Source organism: Salinirubellus salinus (genome assembly GCF_025231485.1).
GTDB classification, from domain to species: Archaea; Halobacteriota; Halobacteria; order Halobacteriales; family Haloarculaceae; genus Salinirubellus; species Salinirubellus salinus.
Genome location: NZ_CP104003.1, coordinates 2,235,189 through 2,252,091, shown reverse-complemented (window position 1 = coordinate 2,252,091; position 16,903 = coordinate 2,235,189). Strand labels below are relative to the sequence as shown.

The 16,903-nt window shown below is 69.0% G+C and carries 18 protein-coding genes; 5 read left to right on the top strand and 13 right to left on the bottom strand.

Annotated features, from left to right (window positions below; all coding sequences use genetic code 11):
- The first annotated feature begins 70 nt into the window (after positions 1 to 70).
- Positions 71 to 1,000, top strand: a complete 930-nt coding sequence (locus tag N0B31_RS12060) for a branched-chain amino acid transaminase (RefSeq protein ID WP_260591877.1) — start codon at positions 71 to 73, stop codon at positions 998 to 1,000.
- A gap of 172 nt (positions 1,001 to 1,172) precedes the next feature.
- Here N0B31_RS12060 and N0B31_RS12055 read toward each other — a convergent pair whose 3' ends face one another.
- The 3 genes from N0B31_RS12055 to N0B31_RS12045 form a co-directional block, all read right to left on the bottom strand.
- The gene (locus N0B31_RS12055; protein ID WP_260591876.1) at positions 1,173 to 1,523 is read right to left on the bottom strand and encodes a hypothetical protein; all 351 of its coding nucleotides are present in this window, start codon (positions 1,521 to 1,523) and stop codon (positions 1,173 to 1,175) included.
- A gap of 65 nt (positions 1,524 to 1,588) precedes the next feature.
- Complete coding sequence (locus N0B31_RS12050; RefSeq protein ID WP_260591875.1) at positions 1,589 to 2,851, bottom strand: DUF4382 domain-containing protein; 1,263 nt, start codon at positions 2,849 to 2,851, stop codon at positions 1,589 to 1,591.
- Positions 2,852 to 2,980: 129 nt separating this feature from the next.
- The gene (locus N0B31_RS12045; RefSeq protein ID WP_260591874.1) at positions 2,981 to 4,261 is read right to left on the bottom strand and encodes a hypothetical protein; all 1,281 of its coding nucleotides are present in this window, start codon (positions 4,259 to 4,261) and stop codon (positions 2,981 to 2,983) included.
- A 294-nt stretch (positions 4,262 to 4,555) separates the two neighbouring features.
- On the opposite strand from N0B31_RS12045, the gene rnz reads away from it, so the two are divergent.
- Positions 4,556 to 5,482 (top strand): ribonuclease Z, encoded by a 927-nt coding sequence (gene rnz / locus N0B31_RS12040; protein ID WP_260591873.1) that lies wholly within the window; start codon positions 4,556 to 4,558, stop codon positions 5,480 to 5,482.
- Here the strand turns inward: rnz and N0B31_RS12035 are convergent.
- Positions 5,467 to 6,072 (bottom strand): hypothetical protein, encoded by a 606-nt coding sequence (locus tag N0B31_RS12035; RefSeq protein ID WP_260591872.1) that lies wholly within the window; start codon positions 6,070 to 6,072, stop codon positions 5,467 to 5,469. The two genes, rnz and N0B31_RS12035, sit on opposite strands and share 16 nt — an antisense overlap.
- A gap of 105 nt (positions 6,073 to 6,177) precedes the next feature.
- On the opposite strand from N0B31_RS12035, the gene N0B31_RS12030 reads away from it, so the two are divergent.
- Entirely contained in the window at positions 6,178 to 6,861 is a 684-nt protein-coding gene (locus tag N0B31_RS12030; protein WP_260591871.1) for a carbonic anhydrase, read from the top strand.
- 39 nt (positions 6,862 to 6,900) lie between these two features.
- Positions 6,901 to 7,338 (top strand): HIT family protein, encoded by a 438-nt coding sequence (locus N0B31_RS12025; RefSeq protein ID WP_260591870.1) that lies wholly within the window; start codon positions 6,901 to 6,903, stop codon positions 7,336 to 7,338.
- Here N0B31_RS12025 and N0B31_RS12020 read toward each other — a convergent pair.
- A complete protein-coding gene (locus tag N0B31_RS12020; protein WP_260591869.1) occupies positions 7,335 to 7,532 on the bottom strand; it encodes a helix-turn-helix transcriptional regulator in 198 nt (65 codons plus the stop codon). The genes N0B31_RS12025 and N0B31_RS12020 overlap by 4 nt on opposite strands.
- Entirely contained in the window at positions 7,529 to 7,918 is a 390-nt protein-coding gene (locus N0B31_RS12015) for a DUF2178 domain-containing protein (protein ID WP_260591868.1), read from the bottom strand. The genes N0B31_RS12020 and N0B31_RS12015 overlap by 4 nt, the downstream gene beginning before the upstream one ends.
- A gap of 109 nt (positions 7,919 to 8,027) precedes the next feature.
- Here N0B31_RS12015 and N0B31_RS12010 point away from each other — a divergent pair, with 109 nt between their 5' ends.
- Positions 8,028 to 10,019: a DUF460 domain-containing protein gene (locus N0B31_RS12010; RefSeq protein ID WP_260591867.1), complete on the top strand. Its 1,992-nt coding sequence runs from the start codon at positions 8,028 to 8,030 to the stop codon at positions 10,017 to 10,019.
- Positions 10,020 to 10,041: 22 nt separating this feature from the next.
- Here N0B31_RS12010 and N0B31_RS12005 read toward each other — a convergent pair whose 3' ends face one another.
- From N0B31_RS12005 to N0B31_RS11975, 7 genes are all read right to left on the bottom strand, one after another.
- Positions 10,042 to 10,245 carry a DUF7470 family protein gene (locus N0B31_RS12005; protein ID WP_260591866.1) on the bottom strand — a complete coding sequence of 68 codons (204 nt, stop codon included), beginning with the start codon at positions 10,243 to 10,245 and terminating at the stop codon, positions 10,042 to 10,044.
- Between the two features lie 143 nt (positions 10,246 to 10,388).
- On the bottom strand, positions 10,389 to 11,456 hold the full coding sequence (locus N0B31_RS12000) for a zinc-dependent alcohol dehydrogenase family protein (protein ID WP_260591865.1): 1,068 nt from the start codon (positions 11,454 to 11,456) through the stop codon (positions 10,389 to 10,391).
- A 228-nt stretch (positions 11,457 to 11,684) separates the two neighbouring features.
- A complete protein-coding gene (locus N0B31_RS11995; RefSeq protein ID WP_260591864.1) occupies positions 11,685 to 12,434 on the bottom strand; it encodes an ABC transporter ATP-binding protein in 750 nt (249 codons plus the stop codon).
- Positions 12,434 to 13,225, bottom strand: coding sequence for an ABC transporter ATP-binding protein (locus tag N0B31_RS11990; protein WP_260643980.1), 792 nt, complete (start codon positions 13,223 to 13,225; stop codon positions 12,434 to 12,436). The genes N0B31_RS11995 and N0B31_RS11990 overlap by 1 nt, the downstream gene beginning before the upstream one ends.
- Before the next feature lie 103 nt (positions 13,226 to 13,328).
- A complete protein-coding gene (locus N0B31_RS11985; protein ID WP_417750608.1) occupies positions 13,329 to 14,621 on the bottom strand; it encodes a branched-chain amino acid ABC transporter permease in 1,293 nt (430 codons plus the stop codon).
- A gap of 23 nt (positions 14,622 to 14,644) precedes the next feature.
- The gene (locus tag N0B31_RS11980; protein ID WP_260591862.1) at positions 14,645 to 15,559 is read right to left on the bottom strand and encodes a branched-chain amino acid ABC transporter permease; all 915 of its coding nucleotides are present in this window, start codon (positions 15,557 to 15,559) and stop codon (positions 14,645 to 14,647) included.
- A gap of 4 nt (positions 15,560 to 15,563) precedes the next feature.
- Entirely contained in the window at positions 15,564 to 16,877 is a 1,314-nt protein-coding gene (locus N0B31_RS11975; RefSeq protein ID WP_260591861.1) for an ABC transporter substrate-binding protein, read from the bottom strand.
- Positions 16,878 to 16,903: the final 26 nt, after the last annotated feature.

Below are 16,903 nucleotides of genomic sequence, written 5' to 3'. Positions count from 1 at the left end.
CGCTCCGGGCCACGTGCATCCGTGGCAAGAATCGTCAACACTCATTACGAGGGGCGCCGACCGCGCACCTATGGGATTCGAGGAGATGGACGTCGACACGATCTGGATGGACGGCGAGTTCGTCCCGTGGGAGGAGGCACAGACGCACGTGCTCACACACAGCCTCCACTACGGGACCGCCGTCTTCGAAGGCGTCCGCTGTTACGACACCGAGCAGGGCCCGGCCATCTTCCGCTGGGAGGAACACCTCGACCGACTCTACCAGTCGGCCGCGCCGCTCGGCCACGACATCAGCCACGACCGCGAGGAACTCACCGAGGCGACGCTGGAACTCATCCGCCGGCAGGACCTGGAGTCCTGCTACATCCGGCCACTCGTCTACTACGGCTACAACTCGCTCGGCGTCTCGCCGCGCGACTGCCCGACGGAGACGACTATCGCCTGCTGGCCGTGGGGCACCTACCTCGGCGAGGACGCCCTCGAACAGGGGGTCGACGTGATGGTCTCCTCGTGGCGCAAACACCACTCCAGCCAGATTCCGACGAACATCAAGGCCACCGGCCCGTACATCAACTCGATGCTGGCGGGCGAGGAGGCCCGCTCGAACGGCTACGTCGAGGCCATCGTCCTCAACAAGGAGGGTGACGTCGCCGAGGGCCCCGGCGAGAACATCTTCATGGTCAACGACGGGGAGATATTCACGCCCGGGCTGAGTGAGTCCATCCTCGACGGCATCACCCGCCAGACGGTCATCGAACTCGCCGAGGAGCTCGGCTACACGGTCCACGACGAGGCCAGTATCTCCCGCGGCCAGCTCTACACCGCCGACGAACTGTTCTTCACCGGCACGGCCGCGGAGGTCACGCCCATCAAGACGGTGGACGACACCGTCATCGGCGACGGCTCGCGCGGCCCCGTCACGGAGGAACTCCAGTCGCGGTTCTTCGAGGTCATCGAGCGGCGGACCGACGACCACGACGAGTGGTTCACGTACGTCTGACCAAACTTTTCTCGTCGGGGTCGCGCCGAAGGCGCGAACCACTCCGGCAACACTTTCGATTCAACAAGCGCGGGTCGCTTCGTCGACGGCAGTGAAGCCGCCGTCTGCCAGCGGGACCGTCGGTCCCGCCCTGCTCGCCGCGGGTGGGTGTGGCTGGGTTCTACAGCAACGCCTACGCCAGCGGGTCGAACGGCTTCCCACGCCGGCCACGGCGGAACGCGAGCGCCACTGCGCCGAGCGTCGCGTAGCGGACGCCTCGTGCCGCGTCGCTCCCGCGGTGGAGCGCGGCCGGGCCGCCCAATCGAACCGCCGCGGCCTCGGTGGCCACGGCGAGTCCGGCGGCGACGGCCAGCACGGACGCGACGAGTCCCGCCGGCGTCCCGGCGTTCGTGGACACGCCGAGCACGTCCGCGAAGCGGGTCGTCGCTGTCAGCACGGCCACGCCGGCGGCGGGGCCGAACAACACGAGGGCACCGAGGAGGACCAGCGCGCTCACGAGGTACCGGCGAGTGGAGGGCTGCACGCCGCACTGGTCGTCCCGTCGTCTCAGAAGGGTGTCTACTCGGCTGCCGGCGGTGAGTCGCTCAGTTACGCCTCGGTCGAGGTGGGCGTCGCGGTGTCGTCGTCGTTCGGGTTGCCACCGTTCCCACGGTCCTGCCGGGAGTCGTCAGCGTCGTCGTCGGTCTCGGGGGTCTCGGTGGGTTCCTCGGTCTCTGTCGGTTCGGCCGTCTCGCCCTCCTCGCGCTCCTCCGCGTCGTCGCTCTCGACCTCGTCGTCACCGTCCGTGGCGAACGTGCGCTTCAGTTCGGCCTCGCCGTCGTCGTACTCCACCTCGACCTCGAGTTCCTCGGCGTCGCTCGGCACGTCGAACATCACCGTGCCGTCGCTGCCAGTCTGGTACTCGGTGTCGCCGACCTCGACGGTCGCACCGGAGACGGGACCGCCCTGCGAGGTGACCTTCACCGTCGCGGCCTGGCCGCGCTCGACCTGGCCGACGAACCGGGCGCCGATGTCACCCTCGCCCTCGTCGTCACGGTCGACGGACTTGATGGGGACGTCGGTCCCGGACTCACTGGCGACGGGCTTCAGGATGTACTTCCCAGAGTTACCGGCCTCGAACACGGTGGCGTCGTACACGAAGTCGACCTCCTCACCGTTCCCGACGGTGAACTCGCTGTTCAACTTCAGTCTGCTCGACGGGAGCTTGACGTTCACCTGCGACCCGTCCTTCAGGGTCCCGTTCACCTCGCTGATGTGCAGGCGGACCTGCGTGTAGGTGCCGTTCGGGACGTTCGCACGCTTGAGCTGGGTCGCGTTCTCGCCCTGAAGCTCGGTCAGGTCGACGGTCGTCGAGTTCACGTCGCGGACGACCCAGTCGTCGCTCTCTTCCTCGTCGCTCTCTTCCTCGTCGCTCTCTTCCTCGTCCTCTATCTCCTCCGAGTCGGCCTCGGAGTCGGGCGTCTCGGTCGGCTCCGCGGTCTCGTTCACCTCCTCGGACTCGGGGGTCGCGGTCGGTTCCGGGGTGGCCGTGGCGTTCTCGTCGTCGGCCTCGGGGTCCTCCGTCTCCCTCTCGTCCTCGTTCTCGACCTCGGACTCGTCGTCACCCGCGTCCGCGCGCTTGAACGAGATCGCCTCGACGGTGACGTTCAGCGACTCGAAGTCGCTGATGGCGTTCGTCTCGTCGCTCACGTAGAAGTTGACCGTCCCGCTGTTACTCGTCATCGCTTGCGTTCCCGCTGTCGGCGTCGCGTCGTCGGCCGCGCTGGGGCTGGCGGTCGGACTGACCGCGCCCGAACACCCGGCCAGCACGAGCGTCGCGGCCAGCGCCACCGCGAGCAGTTGCTCTCTCATTGCACCCGGACGTTCGAGACGGGTACAAAAGGGGGTGTCGTCCGTTCGGGCGGTTCGCGTGGGTTCGAACCCCTACGCTGTCTGTCGATTGAACGGTCTGAACGGAGCCCCGGAGGCCGGGCGACTCCGTCAGGCCGTCTCGGTCTCCTCCGCTGCCGTGTCGGTCCCCATCGGGGTTCCGTCGGTCGGAGTTCCGTCGGTCGGGGTTCCGTCGGTCGGGGTTCCGTCGGTCGGAGTTCCGTCGGTCGGGGTTCCGTCGGTCGGAGTTCCGTCGGTCGGAGTTCCGTCGGTCGGCGTGGACGTGCCGGGCGACTCCGTGCCGTTCGGTTCGGGCGTCTCGGTGGCGTTCGGCGCCGGTGTCTCCGTCGCGTCGCCCGTATCCTCGACGACGCGCAGCACGGCCATCTCACCGAAGTCCTCCGTGAGGACACCGTGGGTGTAGATGCCCGGTTCGATCGCCGTCGTGTCCAGCGTGAAGTTCACCTCCGTGGACTCGCCGGGTTCGAGCGTCACGTTCTGCGTGGCGACCACGTCACCCTCGACGCGGAACTCGACGGTCTGGGTCTCGGCCGTCGCCGAGGGCGCCTCGGTCGCGTTCGGCACCTCCGTCTCGTTCGGCGCAGCCTCGGTCGCGGTCGCCGTCTCGGTCGGACTCTCCGTCTCGTTGGCTACCTCTGTCTCGTTGGCTGTCTCCGTCTCGTTGGCCGCGGGCGTCTCCGTCACGTTCTCCTCGTCGGGGTTGGAGACCGTGGCCAACACCTCGACCGGTTCGCCGGCCGTCACCTCGCTCGGTGCACTCAGGTTCGCGACCTGGAAGGAGGTGCTGTTCGGGCTGGGTGTCGGCGCCGGCTGACCGTCGCCCTCGACGATGAGGATCGTCGCGTCCTCGCCGGAGTCACCCGCGAGGACGCTGTGGATGTAGACGCCGGTCGAGAGACCGGTGGTGTCGACCTGGAAGGTGACGGTCTGACTCTCACCAGGTTCGAGGACGACCGTGTCGCGCAACAGCACGTCACCGCCCAGACGGAACTCGACGGGTACCGACTGCCCCTCGGCCTCCGTCTCCGTGGCGTTGGGCGCTTCGGTGGCGTTCGGTGCCGCCGTCTCGGTGGCCATCTCCGTCTCGGTGGCGTTCGGTGCCGCCGTCTCGGTGGCCATCTCCGTCTCGTTCGGTGCTGCCGTGGCGTTGTCGCCGTCGGCCGCCGTCGCCGTGGCCGTCGCGTTGCCGGACTCGGCGAGCGTCACCGTCGCGGTGACGTTGATGACGTCCCCGGCGCTGGCGGACGCGGGCGCCTCGAGGTCCGTCACCTCGACGGCCGGTGTGGCCTCTTGCTGGGCGCCACTCGCCGAACCACCGAGCGCCCACGCCGCGGTGGGGACGCTCAGTACGAGCAGTAGTGCTGTCGTCACTGTCAGGAGTCGTCTCGTATGTGTCATCGCTTCGATGGCTCTCACCTCCGGCGGAGTGATAAACCCGGCCGACAGTTCGTTCCCTTTCGTCGCCGGCCGAACGCGTGAAAAGCCACGAAATCGGCGTTAACAATGGTATAACGCGTCTCTCCCGTCGGGGGATTGAGGGTACTACCCAGCGTTTGGAACCGTCTAAACTCACGTCGTGGCGAATGTCAGGGGTGAGATAATATGGTGTAGTGCGCGCGTCGACGTTCCGAAGTCGGTTTGTACGCCCGCCCCGGAGTCCGAGCCATGTCGCTGTGCGTGACGTTCCTCGGTACCGGTGGGGCGGTCCCCTCCGTCCAGCGCAACACCAGCGCGGTGTTCGTCCGACGGGAGGGCGAGCGCCTGCTGTTCGACTGCGGCGAGGGGACCCAGCGCCAGATGATGCGCTTCGGCACGGGGTTCGACGTCTCGCACGTCTTCGTCTCGCACCTGCACGGTGACCACGTCCTCGGGCTCCCGGGACTGCTCCAGACGATGGAGTTCAACGACCGCACGGACCCGGTCGCCATCCACGTCCCGAACGGACGCCGCCGGGCGATGCGGAACCTGCTCGACGGCACCGCCACCCGCCCCTCGTTCCCCCTCCGCATCCGCGAGGTGGGCGCGGGCGACGTGGCCTACCGCGCCGGCGAGTTCGAGGTCCGCGCGTTCCGGACCGAACACCGCACGAAGTCGGTCGGCTACGCGCTCGTCGAGGACGACCGGAAGGGCCGGTTCGACCGGGAACGCGCGGAGGAGCTCGGGGTGCCACCGGGACCGCTGTTCTCGAAGCTCCACGAGGGCGAGAGCGTCGAGCTCGACGACGGCACCGTCGTCCACTCCGACCAGGTGGTCGGCGACCCGCGTCCCGGCCGGCGGTTCGTCTACACCGGTGACACCCGGCCCACCGACGCCACCGTCGAGGCCGCCGAGGCGGCGGACCTGCTGGTCCACGACGCCACGTTCCTCGCCGAGGAGGCCGACCGTGCGAACTCGACCGGCCACTCGACCGCCCGTGAGGCCGCCGAGGTGGCCGCTGCGGCCGGTGCGAAGCGCCTCGCGCTCACCCACGTCTCCTCGCGCTACGCCGGCTACGTCACCCCGATCGCCGAGGAGGCCCGCGAGACGTTCGACGGGGAGGCGTTCGTACCCGACGACGGCGACGAGGTCGACCTCCCCTACCCGGACGACTGAGTCGACGCCGCCGTGCCCCGCGCCTCGTCGCTGTCACCCTCCGTCGCCGCTCCGTCCTCGTCGTCGGCACTCGCGGTGCGCGCTCGCCTCGACCGACGCCGGGCCTCGGCACCGTCGAAGATGGTCGGGAACTCGCGGTCGTCCTCGTCGACGCCGTTGAAGCGGTCGTAGGCGGCCCCACCCAGCTGGCGGAGCTTCTGGACCTGCGGGAGCGTCCGTGCGGTCGAGACGAGCGCGCCCGCACCGAGCACCCCGAGGAGGGCGAGGGTAGCGGCGAGGACGAGGTCGCCCTGCACGTAGAGGTTCGCAGCGACGAGGAGGAACGCGAGGCTGAACCCGGCCTCGATCTTGGCCTCCAGCAGGGAGATGGTCTCGTCGACCTTGGCGAGGCGCTGGTCGACCGCCGTGAGCGTCTCGTTCGCCTCGTGGACCGCCTGTGCGGCCTCGTCCTCCACCGTCTCGACCCGGTCGAGCGTCTCGTTCACCTCCTCGATGGTCCCCTCGACGTTCGTCAGCGCGTCGACGAACTCCTCGTCCCCGAGGAGACCGACCATCCGGGCCGTGTTCCAGGGACTCGGTATCCTGCTCATGCCCCCGTAGAGGGTACGGACGGCTATCCCACTTGGGGTGGGTGTGGCGTCGTGGCTCCTGGTCGGGAGAGATAGCTTTTCGTCCCCGCACGTCCGACCGGAGCTATGCCGCGCCAGACGCTCGCCGACCTGCTCGCCCGGAACGACCGGCACGTCGAGTCGCTCCCGGCGGACTACTTCGCGGAGGTCCAGGAGAGCCAGCACCCCCACGTCGTCTCGCTCTGCTGTGCGGACTCGCGGGTCTCGCAGGAGGGGATGTGGGACGTCCACGAGCCGGGGTGGCTGTTCACCCCCTCGAACATCGGCAACCTCGCGTGGGACGACACCGACGCGGATGTCGTCGACGGGAACCTGCTGTACCCCATCCGGCACACGGACACCCGGATGGTCGTCGTCGTCGGCCACACCGGCTGTGGCGCGGTCACGGCCGCCTACGACGCCGCCACGACCGGCGAGTACCCCGAGGCACCCGGCATCCGCCGCCGGGTCGAACCGCTCGTCCCGGTCGTCGAGCGCGGCCTCTCGGGCGCCGTCGACCGGGACCAGCCCCGGAGCGCCGTCGTCGACGACCTCGTCGAGCACAACGTCTGCGAGCAGGTCGCCTTCCTCGCCGAGAGCGAGGAGGTCCCCACGGAGGCGACCGTCTTCGGCTTCGTCTACGACCTCCACGGCCACTACGGTGGACCGGCCGGCCGGGCCTACCTCGTCAGCGTCGACGGCCGGACCGACACCGCGATCCTCGAGGACTGGGCCGACGAGCGGACCGACCACCTCCTCGCCGAGGCGTAGACACGAGGAGCCAAGTCCCGGCCGCACCTCGGTGGGTGCGTGACCACCGACGACCCCACCGCCGCCCCCGACGACTGCCCGTTCTGCGCCATCGCCGCCGGCGACGCACCCGCGAGCGTCGTCCACGACGACGACCGCTCGCTGGCGTTCCTCGACGTGAACCCCGTCACGGAGGGCCACGCGCTCGTGGTTCCCCGCGCACACAGCGTCGGGCTCTCGGATCTCCCCGAGGAGACGGGGGGCCACCTGTTCCGGGTGGGACAGCGCGTCGCGGCCGCGCTCCGCGAGTCGCTCGACCCCGACGGTGTGAACCTCTTCCTCGCCGACGGGGCCGCCGCGGGACAGGAGGTGTACCACGTCCACCTCCACGTGGTCCCCCGGTACGAGGGCGACAGCGTGGCGTTCGAGTGGAGCCCGATGCTCGTCGACCGAGAGGACCTCGACGCGGTGGCCGAGCGGGTCCGCGGTGGACTCTAGTCCCCGTCGAGCCAGAACAGGTCCTCGACGGGCCGGTCGAAGTGGCCGGCCAGTTTCAGCGCCAGTTCCAGCGACGGGTCGTAGCGTTCGCGCTCCACCGCGTTGATCGTCTGTCGGGTGACGCCCACCGCCTCGGCGAGCGCACCCTGGGAGAGCCCCTCGGCCTCGCGGTGCTCGCGGACGCTGTTGTTCATCGACCGGTGAGCGCGACGTTCGCGACCCAGACGGCCCAGAACGCCCCGAGGAACAGTCCGACGGGGGTGAGCCACGCGGGCCACGTCACGTACCCGAGCGCGTCGAGAGCGGCAGTGCTGGGGAACACGACGGCCGACCCGACGCCGAGCAGGCGGACGGTGTTGGCGCTGGCCGTCTCGAGGACGGAGGCGTCGCGCTCGTCCAGCATCGGGCGCTGCCGGGTCCGGTGGTAGGCCAGCGCGCCCACGCCGAAGAGGGCGAAGGCGGCGACGCCCGCGAGCACCTGCCCCGCGAGGAGGAGGGCGACGTAGAGTGCAGTCCCGACGGCCCAGAGGCCGACGTACGTGCGACGGGGGGTGACGGTGGGGGTGGCTGTCTCGGTCATGGTGTAAAGCTCGTTTTACGTGTAAAGCGTACTTTACACTCACACTTCAACCTGTCGCCACGTCCGCCCTCGCCACGGGATTTATTCTCGCCCGTCCCCTACCACAGTTGTGAGCACCCGCACGAGTGCGCTCGACGCCGTCGTCTTCGGCGTCGACGTCCAGAGCGGTGACGTCCGGGGTGATTCGCCCTCCTACGCCCTCGTCGCCTTCGACGGCGAGCACGTCGACCGGGACGTCGTCTCCCTCCGCAAACTGAAGCGGCTGGTCGACCGCGAGGAGCCCGCCATCCTCGCCACGGACAACATGTACGAACTGGCGGCCGACAAGGACGCGCTCGTGCACTTCCTGCGCCACCTGCCGAGCGAGACGAGACTGGTGCAGGTGACCGGCGCCGAACGCCCGGAACCACTCTCCCGAGTGGCCTCGCGCCACGGCGTCCCGTACGGCAAGAAGCCGATGAAGGAGGCCGAGGCCGCCGCCCGCCTCGCGGCGATGAACGTCGGCTACGAGGTCTCGGCGTTCACGAACACGACGACGGTGAAGGTCTCGCGCGGCCGCTCCACGGGCAAGGGCGGGTGGTCCGAGGACCGCTACACGCGGCGCATCCACGGCAACGTCCGCAGGCGCGCCCGCGAGATCGAGTCCGAACTTGACGACGCCGGCCTCGAGTACGAGCAGGAGGTGACCGAGAAGTACGGCGGCTACGCCCGCGCGCTGTTCCACGTCGAGGGGACGCCGGCGGACATCCCGGTCTCGGCGAACCGGAGTGGCGACGTGCGTGTCGAGATCGAGCGCGAGCGCCGCGACGGCATCGAGTTCGAGCCGCTCGCCAAGCGCCGCGACCACGTCATCGTCGGCATCGACCCGGGCACCACGACGGCCGTGGCCGTGCTGGACCTCGACGGCAACGTCCTCGACGTGCTCTCGACCCGGACCGCCGACACCGCCGCCGTCATCGAGTGGATCATCGAGCGCGGCCGGCCCATCCTCGTCGCCGCGGACGTCACTCCGATGCCCGAGACGGTGGAGAAGTTCCGCCGCTCGTTCGACGCCGCCGGCTGGACCCCGACGACGGACCTCCCGGTCGACGGGAAACAGCACCGCACCCGCGAGGTCGGGTACGACAACGACCACGAGCGGGACGCGATGGCCGCGGCGCTCTACGCGTTCGACGACCACGAGGACCAGTTCGCTCGCATCTCGCGGAAGGTGCCCCCGGACCTCGAACGCGGCGAGGTCATCGGCCGGGTCGTCTCCGGCGAGGAGAGCGTCGAGGCCGTCCTCCGCGACCTGACCGAGGACGAACAGCCGGAGCAGGACGAGCACGAACACGACCCGCGCGAGCCGACGGCCGAGGAACGCGAGATCAAGCGGCTCAGATCACGCATCGGCCGGCTGGAGGACCACGTCGAGGACCTGCGTGACACCATCGCCACGAAGGAAGAGCGCGTCTCGGAGCTCCAGTCGGAGTTGAGCGAGGCCCGCCGCGAGGAGCGTCGCGAGGCCAGAGAGCGCCGCGAGGTCACCCGCCTCGAGCGCAAGAACGACCAACTGGAGCGGAAACTGGACGAACAACGCGAGCGCAACGAGGAGCTCGAGGGGAAACTGGAGCGGCTGAAGTCGCTCTGGCGGCTCGACCACTCGAACTTCGCCGACGTGGCCGAGCAGAAGGCCGGTCTCGTCCCCGTCAAGCCGCTCGAACAGTTCACCAAGGCGGCCATCGAGGACGCACAGGAGCGCTTCGGTCTCGCGCGCGACGACGTGGTCTACCTCCGGGACGCCAGCGGTGCCGGCCGCGAGACGGCCGAGATGCTCGCCGCGGTGGAGCCGAAGGTGGTGTTGCGAGCGGGCAACCTCTCGGAGCAGGCCGACGACGTGCTGTTCGACCACGAGATCCCGGTCGGCCCGGCCGACGACGTGACGATACAGGAGGTCGACGAACTGGCCGTCGCCCACGAGTCGGAGGTGGAGGCTGTCGTCGAGGACTGGGCGGACCGGGCCGAGGACCGGCGCAAGGACCAGACCGACGAGATGGTGGACCGGCTCATCAGCGAACACCGGGCCGAGACGAAGCGTACCGAACGCGGCGAGGGCGACTGAGCCGGCCGCCGCCGCTCCCGACTCAGAAGGCGCCCTTCATCCCCATCTTCTCGAGCGCGCTGTCGACGATACCCCCCGCGACCAGCCCCATCCCGACGACGACGAGCGTCGTCCCGACGGCGGCCTTCCTGTCGTGCTTGCCGATGACGAACAGACCGAGTACCAGCAGGGCCGCACCCAGCTGACCGCGCTGTCCGAGCATCTCCTTCGTCTCTTCGAGGTCCATAGGTCCGCGTTCGCCGCTCCGGCCATAAGTGGTGTGGAACTGCGTACCGTGGTGTCGGGCCTGTATTCGCCTGCCCGCCGCTCGCCGGTATCGACCACGACCCACCGAGGCCGACGAACGCAGCCGGAGAGACCGGGACCCGTCTAGAACTCGTTGCAGACCGGGATACCGACGGTGTCGTAGTCGCCCATCGACGCGATGGTGTCCGGCACCTGCTCCAGCGTGATGGTCTCGCTGACGATCTTCCCGGGGTCGATCTTGCCCGTCTCCATCATCCGGAAGATGGCGTCGTACTCGTGGGGCGGCATCCCGTAGGAGCCGACGAACTCCCGCTCGTCGTAGACCATCGTGTCGACGGGGATGGCGACCTCGCCCTGCTCCTCGCTGGTGGTGAGGCCGATCTGGAGGTGCTGACCGCCCGGTCCCAGCGAGTTGATGGAGTTCTGGAGCGTGGCGGCGATGCCCAGCGCGTCCACCGAGACGTCCGCGCCGGACGAGCGCGGGGTGAACCCCTTGACCGTCTGCGGGACGTCCTGCACCTCGTCGACCTTGACCGTCTCGTCGGCGCCGAGTTCGAGCGCCTTGTCCAGCGCCTCCTGTTTCAGATCGACGGCGATGACGTTCGCGCCGAGGGCGTCGGCGGTGTGGATGGCTGAGAGGCCGACCCCCCCACAGCCGTGGACGGCGACCCAGTCGCCGGGGCCGACGTCGACGCGCTGGGAGATGCCGTGGAACGCGGTGGCGAACCGACAGCCCAGCCCGGCCACCTCCACCGGGTCGATGTGGTCGGGGAGCTTGATGACGTTCGTGTCGGCGGCACGGACCGGGTACTCCTCGGCGTACGCGCCGGGCGAGAAGTCGAGGAAGCCCATCGGCATCTTGCGCTCACAGCGGTTGTGGTGGCCGCTCTGGCACTGCCGGCAGGTGCCGTCGGCCAGCGTGAACGGGTTGGTGACGCGGTCGCCCTCGCTGAAGTTCTGCACCTTCTCGCCCACCTCGACGACGGTGCCGACGGGTTCGTGCCCGAAGATACGCCCCTCGGTCGCCGGGACGCCGAACCAGTCCCAGTCGCCCATCCAGGCGTGCCAGTCCGACCGGCAGACCCCGCAGGCCTCCGTCTCCACCACGACTCCGTCGGCGGGGCAGTCGGGCCGGTCGACCTCCTCCACCTGCATCGGTTCCTTCGCTCCCTTGAACACAACTGCGCGCATGCTGGGCTTCCGGTGGCGATGGGTCTACTTAACTCATGGGTCGGGTGAAGAGCGGCCCCCCCATCGCCGGCCGTCGATTTATACGTCCGAGGCGCCCCCGGAGGTGGCGGGCGCCCCGGTTCCTCGCGGCTACTTAAACCTCCCTCGTGTGCGAGGGGGAGCCGTTCGTGGGACGCGCTCACGCGCGCCACTCCACGCGTCGGTGTGGGTCGGGCCGCCGCCGTCGTGTCAGCCGCCGAGGTAGAGCCGCGACACCTCGGGGTTGTCGAGCAACGCGTCGGCGTCGTCCTCGAACCGGACCGTCCCCTGGTCGAGGACGTAGCCGCGGTCCGAGATGGACAGCCCCTTCTTCGCGTTCTGCTCGACCATCAGGATGGCCGTCCCGAGGTCGTTGACCTCGAGGACGTCCTCGAACACCTCGTCCGCGGTGTTCGGTGCGAGCCCGGCCGACGGCTCGTCGATGAGCAGGATCTCGGGTTCCATCACCAGCGCCCGGGCGAACGCGAGTACCTGCCGCTGACCGCCCGAGAGGGTGCTCGCCTTCGCGTTCCGCTTCTCCGTGAGCAGGGGGAACCGGTCGTAGAGCTGGTCGAGGACGGGTCCGAGGTCGTCCTTCCGGGCGACCCCGCCCATCCGGAGGTTCTCCTCGATGGTGAGCGACCCGAACACGTTCTCGGTCTGCGGGACGTAGCCGATGCCCTCGCGGACGATGTCCTCGGGGGCCATCCCGCCGATGTCCTGCCCGTGGAACCGGACGTGGCCGGTCCACGGCGTCAGCATCCCGAACACCGTCTTGAGGACGGTCGACTTGCCGGCGCCGTTCGGCCCGATGAGACAGGCCACCTCGCCCTCGGCGAGGTCGAGCGTCAGGTCGTCGAGCACCTGCACCTCGCCGTAGCCGCTGTCGACGTGCTCGACGGTCAGGACGCGCTCGCCGCGGCCGTCGCCGTCGCTCGCGCTGGTCTCCGAACTCGCCATCAGGCGCCACCTCCGAGGTACGCGTCGATGACACGGTCGTCGGAGCGCACCTCGTCGGGCGTCCCCTCCGTGAGGACGTGTCCGCGGTCGAGCACCACGATGGGGTCCGCGAGGTTCATGATGAACTCCATGTCGTGTTCGATGACGAGGAACGTGGTCCCCTGCTCGTTCAGTCGCTCTATCTGGTCGGAGAGCTTGTTCGCCAGCGTCGGGTTGACGCCGGCGACGGGCTCGTCGAGCAGCAGTATCTCTGGTTCGGCCAGCATCGCGCGGGCCAGCTCCACGAGCTTCATCTGCCCGCCCGAGAGGTCGGTCGCGGCCTGGTGGGCGAGGTCACCGATCTCGAACTCCTCCAGGATGCGGTGGGCGTCCTCCAGGTTCTTGCGTTCCTGCGTGGTCACCTCGTCACCGCGGGTGAACAGCGAGACGAACGACTCGCCGACCTGCGAGCGCGGGCCGACGAGCATCGCCTCGCGGACCGTCATCCCCTCCAGTTTCCGGGGGGTCTGGAACGTCCGGACGAGGCCCTTCTCGGCCACCTCGTGCGGTTCGGCGCCGGTCACGTCGACGCCGTTGACGGTCACGCTCCCCGCCTCGGGGTCGTAGAACCCGCTGACGAGGTTGAACAGCGTGGACTTGCCGGCACCGTTCGGCCCGATCATGCCCGTGATCGTCCCGCGTTCGACCTCGAAGGTGGCGTCGTCGGTGGCGACGAGGCCGCCGAACGTCTTTCGCAGCCCCTCGACGCTCAGGACGACGTCCTCCTTGCCGAGGTTCGCGCCGTCGTGCATGTCGGGGCCGCCGAACTGGAACCCGCCGTCCGGGTCCTCCTCGGCGGCCTGCTGGGCCGCGGTCGAGGCCTCGCTCTCCGTCTCGGTCTCCGCCTGGGTGGTCTCACTCATTCGTCTCACCTCCACGGTTCGCTCCACTGCCGTCTGTACTCACGGCCCGTGCCCCCGGCTCCGAGCCGGGGTCGCTCCCCTCGGTCGCCGCCGGCCAGATGAGTTCGCGCTGCGGTGGCAGCACGCCCTCGGGCCGGAACCGCATCACGAGGATGATGATCAGGCCGACCGCCAGCAGGCGGGTCGACGCGAAGTTGCTCACCACGGTGGCGTACGTGTTCTCGACGAGCGCCGGGAACGAGACCACGAGGTCGGTGAACGGGACACCGAGCGTCGGGAACGCCGCCGGCAGCAGGTCCCCGAGGAACCGGGTCCCCTCGCGGATGGCGATGACGACGAACCCGCCGAACATCGCCCCCCGGTTCGAGCCGCTCCCGCCGAGGATGACGGCGATCCAGACGTAGAACGTGTTGATGGGCTCGAAGTCGCCGGGCGAGACGTAGAGGTTCAGGTGCGCGTAGAACACCCCCGCAAGCGCCATGATGACGCTGCCGAGGACGAACGACTGCATCTTGAACGCGTAGGTGTTCTTCCCGAGCGCCTCGGCGAGGTCCTCGTCGGCCCGGATGGTCCGGAGCACGCGCCCCCACGGCGAGCGGTGGACCCGGCGCAGCATGGCGTAGGTCACACCGACGAAGACGAGCACGAGCGAGACGTTCAGCAGGCCCTGCCAGAAGCCGGGGCCGAGGCGGAACCCGAACAGGCCGAACTCCGCGACGAACGGGATGGTGACGACCAGCCGCTCGACGATCAGCGTGGGCATCGCCTGCGGGAACGTCTCCAGCACCGGCCACCCCTCGAAGAAGCCGGGGATGCCACGCAGGCCGGCGCTCCCGTTCGTGTAGTCGCGCTGGTTCTGGACGAGGATGCGGATGACCTCGGCTAGCCCCAGCGAGGCGATGGCGAGGTAGTCGGTCCGCAGTCGCAGCGTCGGGATGCCGATGACGACGGCGACGATGGCGGCGACGAGGAGGCCGACGAACAGTCCCACGACGGGGAGCATGTCGCCCGCGATGGGCGAACTGTCCGCGCTCAACAGGGCGGTACCGTACGCGCCGATACCGAAGAATGCCGCGACGGAGAAGTTGATGAGCCCCGTGTAGCCCCACTGGGCGTTCAGTCCGAACGAGAGCAGGACGTACATCCCGACCAGACCGATGAGGTAGAGGAAGTACGTCGGCCCGAGGCCGCCGGTGACGAGGCCGTAGGTCAACAGCAGCATGAGCAGGACGACGAACCCGACGACGCCACGCTCGGCCCGCGTGTAGCCGTCGAGCAGTCCCAGCTGCGGGAGTCGGTCGCCGACGCTCACGAGCCTGCCTCCCCGGCGATACCGTTCGGCCGGACGAGCAGTACCGCGACCATGATGACGAACGCGATGGCGTAGGAGTACTCGGTGCCGATGGGGATCCCCACGTCACCGAGTATCGGCGTCATCTGGTCGATCATCCCGATGAGCAACCCGCCGAGCATCGCCCCGTAGACGGAGCCGATGCCGCCGAGGATGACGGCGGCGAACACGACGAGCAGGATGTCGAACCCCATGCGGGGGCCGACGTTGTTGTAGAGGCCGAGGAAGCCGCCGCCGGCCCCCGCCAGCCCCGCGCCGATGAGCCACGTCCAGATGCGGATGCGGCCGGTCCGGATGCCGCTCACGCGGGCGAGGTCCGGATTGTCGGCCATCGCACGCATCTTCCGACCGAGGTCCGTGTACTGCAACAGGAGGTGCAGGCCCGTCACGAGCAGGGCCGCCGAGCCGACGATGGCCACGTCGTGGACCGTCATCCGGATGCCGTAGGGCAACAGCGCCTCGATGGGCCGCTGCAGCTCGACCGCGTACTCACGTGGGTCCGCACCGAACCCCAGTCGGACGAGCGCTCGGTAGACGAACGCCACCCCGATCGAGGTGATGAGCAGGCCGATGGACCCGATGTCGAGCGGCTCGTAGACGAGTCGTTGCGTGACGACGGCGACGACGGCGGCGACGACGATGCCGGCGACGAGTGCTACGAAGAAGCCGTACGGCAGTCCCAAGACGGTGCCCCCGAGTCCACCGACGAACCCGAAGGTGACCAGCGTGCCGTACGCGCCGACCGTCATCGTATCGCCGTGGGCGAAGTTCGCGAAGTCGGCGATGCTGTAGACCAGCGACAGGCCGATACTCGCGAGGACGATGATGCTGCTGAACACCAGCCCGTTCGCGACGTACTCGAGGACCGACATCGTCTCAGGCGGAGGTGAATCCGGTCGAGACGTACTCGTGTTCCTCCACCGTGAAGATCTGCAGGAACCCCACGGGGTCACCGTTCTCGTCGAAGTCGATGGGTCCGCTCACGCCCTGGTAGTCGATGTCGCTCGCCGAGCCGTCCTCGCCGAGCACGTCCATCGCCTCCGCGAACGTGGTGACCTGCTCGCCCTCGGGCCGGGTCACGTCCCGGACGGTCTCCTGCAGGGCGGCGCCGGTGAACTCGTCGGCCGTCGCGATGGAGAGCGCCGCGGTGATGACGCAGTCGTAGGCGAACGCCGCCCACGAGCTGGGGGTCTGGTCGTAGGCCTCCTCGAACCGCTCGGCGAAGTCCTGGTAGTTCTGCTCCTCGACGGCGGCCGAGGGGGTGACGATCTTCATGCCCTCGAGACTCCCCTCCGGGGTGTCGGACAGCACGTCCGAGCCCTGTACGGAGTCCGCGCCGTAGTACTGGGCCTCGTAGCCGTTCGAGTAGGCCTCCTGTGCCATCGCCGTGAACTCGGGCTGGTAGGTGATGAACAGCCACGCGTCGGCTCCGGAGTTGGCCATCTCCGACACCGTAGAGGCGTACGATGACTGGCCCTGGTCGTGCGGGCTGTTGTACGCCACGTCACCGTCCCACGCCTCGACGAACGCGTCCGCGAGCCCCTGGCCGTAGTCGTTGTTGACCCACGCGACCGCCACGGAGTCGTAGCCGTCCTCGGAGATGATGTCCGCGAGCGCCGTCGACTGCGTGCGACCCGTCGGCGACATCCGGAGCAGTCCCGGGAAGTTCGTCAGGTCCGGGCTGGTGGAGTTCTGGCTCAGCTGGACCACGTCGGTCCCCTGGATGACCGACTCGTAGATGGCCAGCGACACCCCCGAGCCGACCGCGCCGATGACGAACGGCACCTGGTCCTGGTTGACCAGTTTCTGGGCGGCCGAGACGCCGGCCTGCGCCTGACTCTCGGAGTCCTCGACGATGATGTCGAGTTCGCGCCCGCCGATACCGACCTCGTTGACCGACTCCAGCGCGAGTTCCATCCCGCGCTCGTTGCGCGCCCCGAACGCCGACAGCGACCCGGTCAGGGAGTTGACCATCCCGATGCTGTACGCACCGCCCATGTCGCCGCCCTCGGTGGGCGTCGCGGTGTCGGTGTCACCGTCGCCGCCACCGCCACCGTTCCCCCCGCTCTCGGTCGGTGTCGGTGTCTCGTCTGCCGTACTGACACAGCCTGCGGTGAGAACCAGTCCCGCCGCACCCGTCCCCTTCAGCACGTCGCGGCGATTGATTCGCCGGTTGTCATTCGATGTCATGCGGAATCGTCCGTCCGTACTCCGAG

Coding starts and splice junctions, on each gene's coding strand:
- N0B31_RS12060 (WP_260591877.1), top strand. CDS start 71: ATGGGATTCGAGGAGATGGACGTCGACACGATCTGGATGGACGGCGAG.
- N0B31_RS12050 (WP_260591875.1), bottom strand. CDS start 2,851: ATGAGAGAGCAACTGCTCGCGGTGGCGCTGGCCGCGACGCTCGTGCTG.
- rnz (WP_260591873.1), top strand. CDS start 4,556: ATGTCGCTGTGCGTGACGTTCCTCGGTACCGGTGGGGCGGTCCCCTCC.
- N0B31_RS12035 (WP_260591872.1), bottom strand. CDS start 6,072: ATGAGCAGGATACCGAGTCCCTGGAACACGGCCCGGATGGTCGGTCTC.
- N0B31_RS12030 (WP_260591871.1), top strand. CDS start 6,178: ATGCCGCGCCAGACGCTCGCCGACCTGCTCGCCCGGAACGACCGGCAC.
- N0B31_RS12020 (WP_260591869.1), bottom strand. CDS start 7,532: ATGAACAACAGCGTCCGCGAGCACCGCGAGGCCGAGGGGCTCTCCCAG.
- N0B31_RS12015 (WP_260591868.1), bottom strand. CDS start 7,918: ATGACCGAGACAGCCACCCCCACCGTCACCCCCCGTCGCACGTACGTC.
- N0B31_RS12005 (WP_260591866.1), bottom strand. CDS start 10,245: ATGGACCTCGAAGAGACGAAGGAGATGCTCGGACAGCGCGGTCAGCTG.
- N0B31_RS12000 (WP_260591865.1), bottom strand. CDS start 11,456: ATGCGCGCAGTTGTGTTCAAGGGAGCGAAGGAACCGATGCAGGTGGAG.
- N0B31_RS11995 (WP_260591864.1), bottom strand. CDS start 12,434: ATGGCGAGTTCGGAGACCAGCGCGAGCGACGGCGACGGCCGCGGCGAG.
- N0B31_RS11990 (WP_260643980.1), bottom strand. CDS start 13,225: ATGCACGACGGCGCGAACCTCGGCAAGGAGGACGTCGTCCTGAGCGTC.
- N0B31_RS11980 (WP_260591862.1), bottom strand. CDS start 15,559: ATGTCGGTCCTCGAGTACGTCGCGAACGGGCTGGTGTTCAGCAGCATC.
- N0B31_RS11975 (WP_260591861.1), bottom strand. CDS start 16,877: ATGACATCGAATGACAACCGGCGAATCAATCGCCGCGACGTGCTGAAG.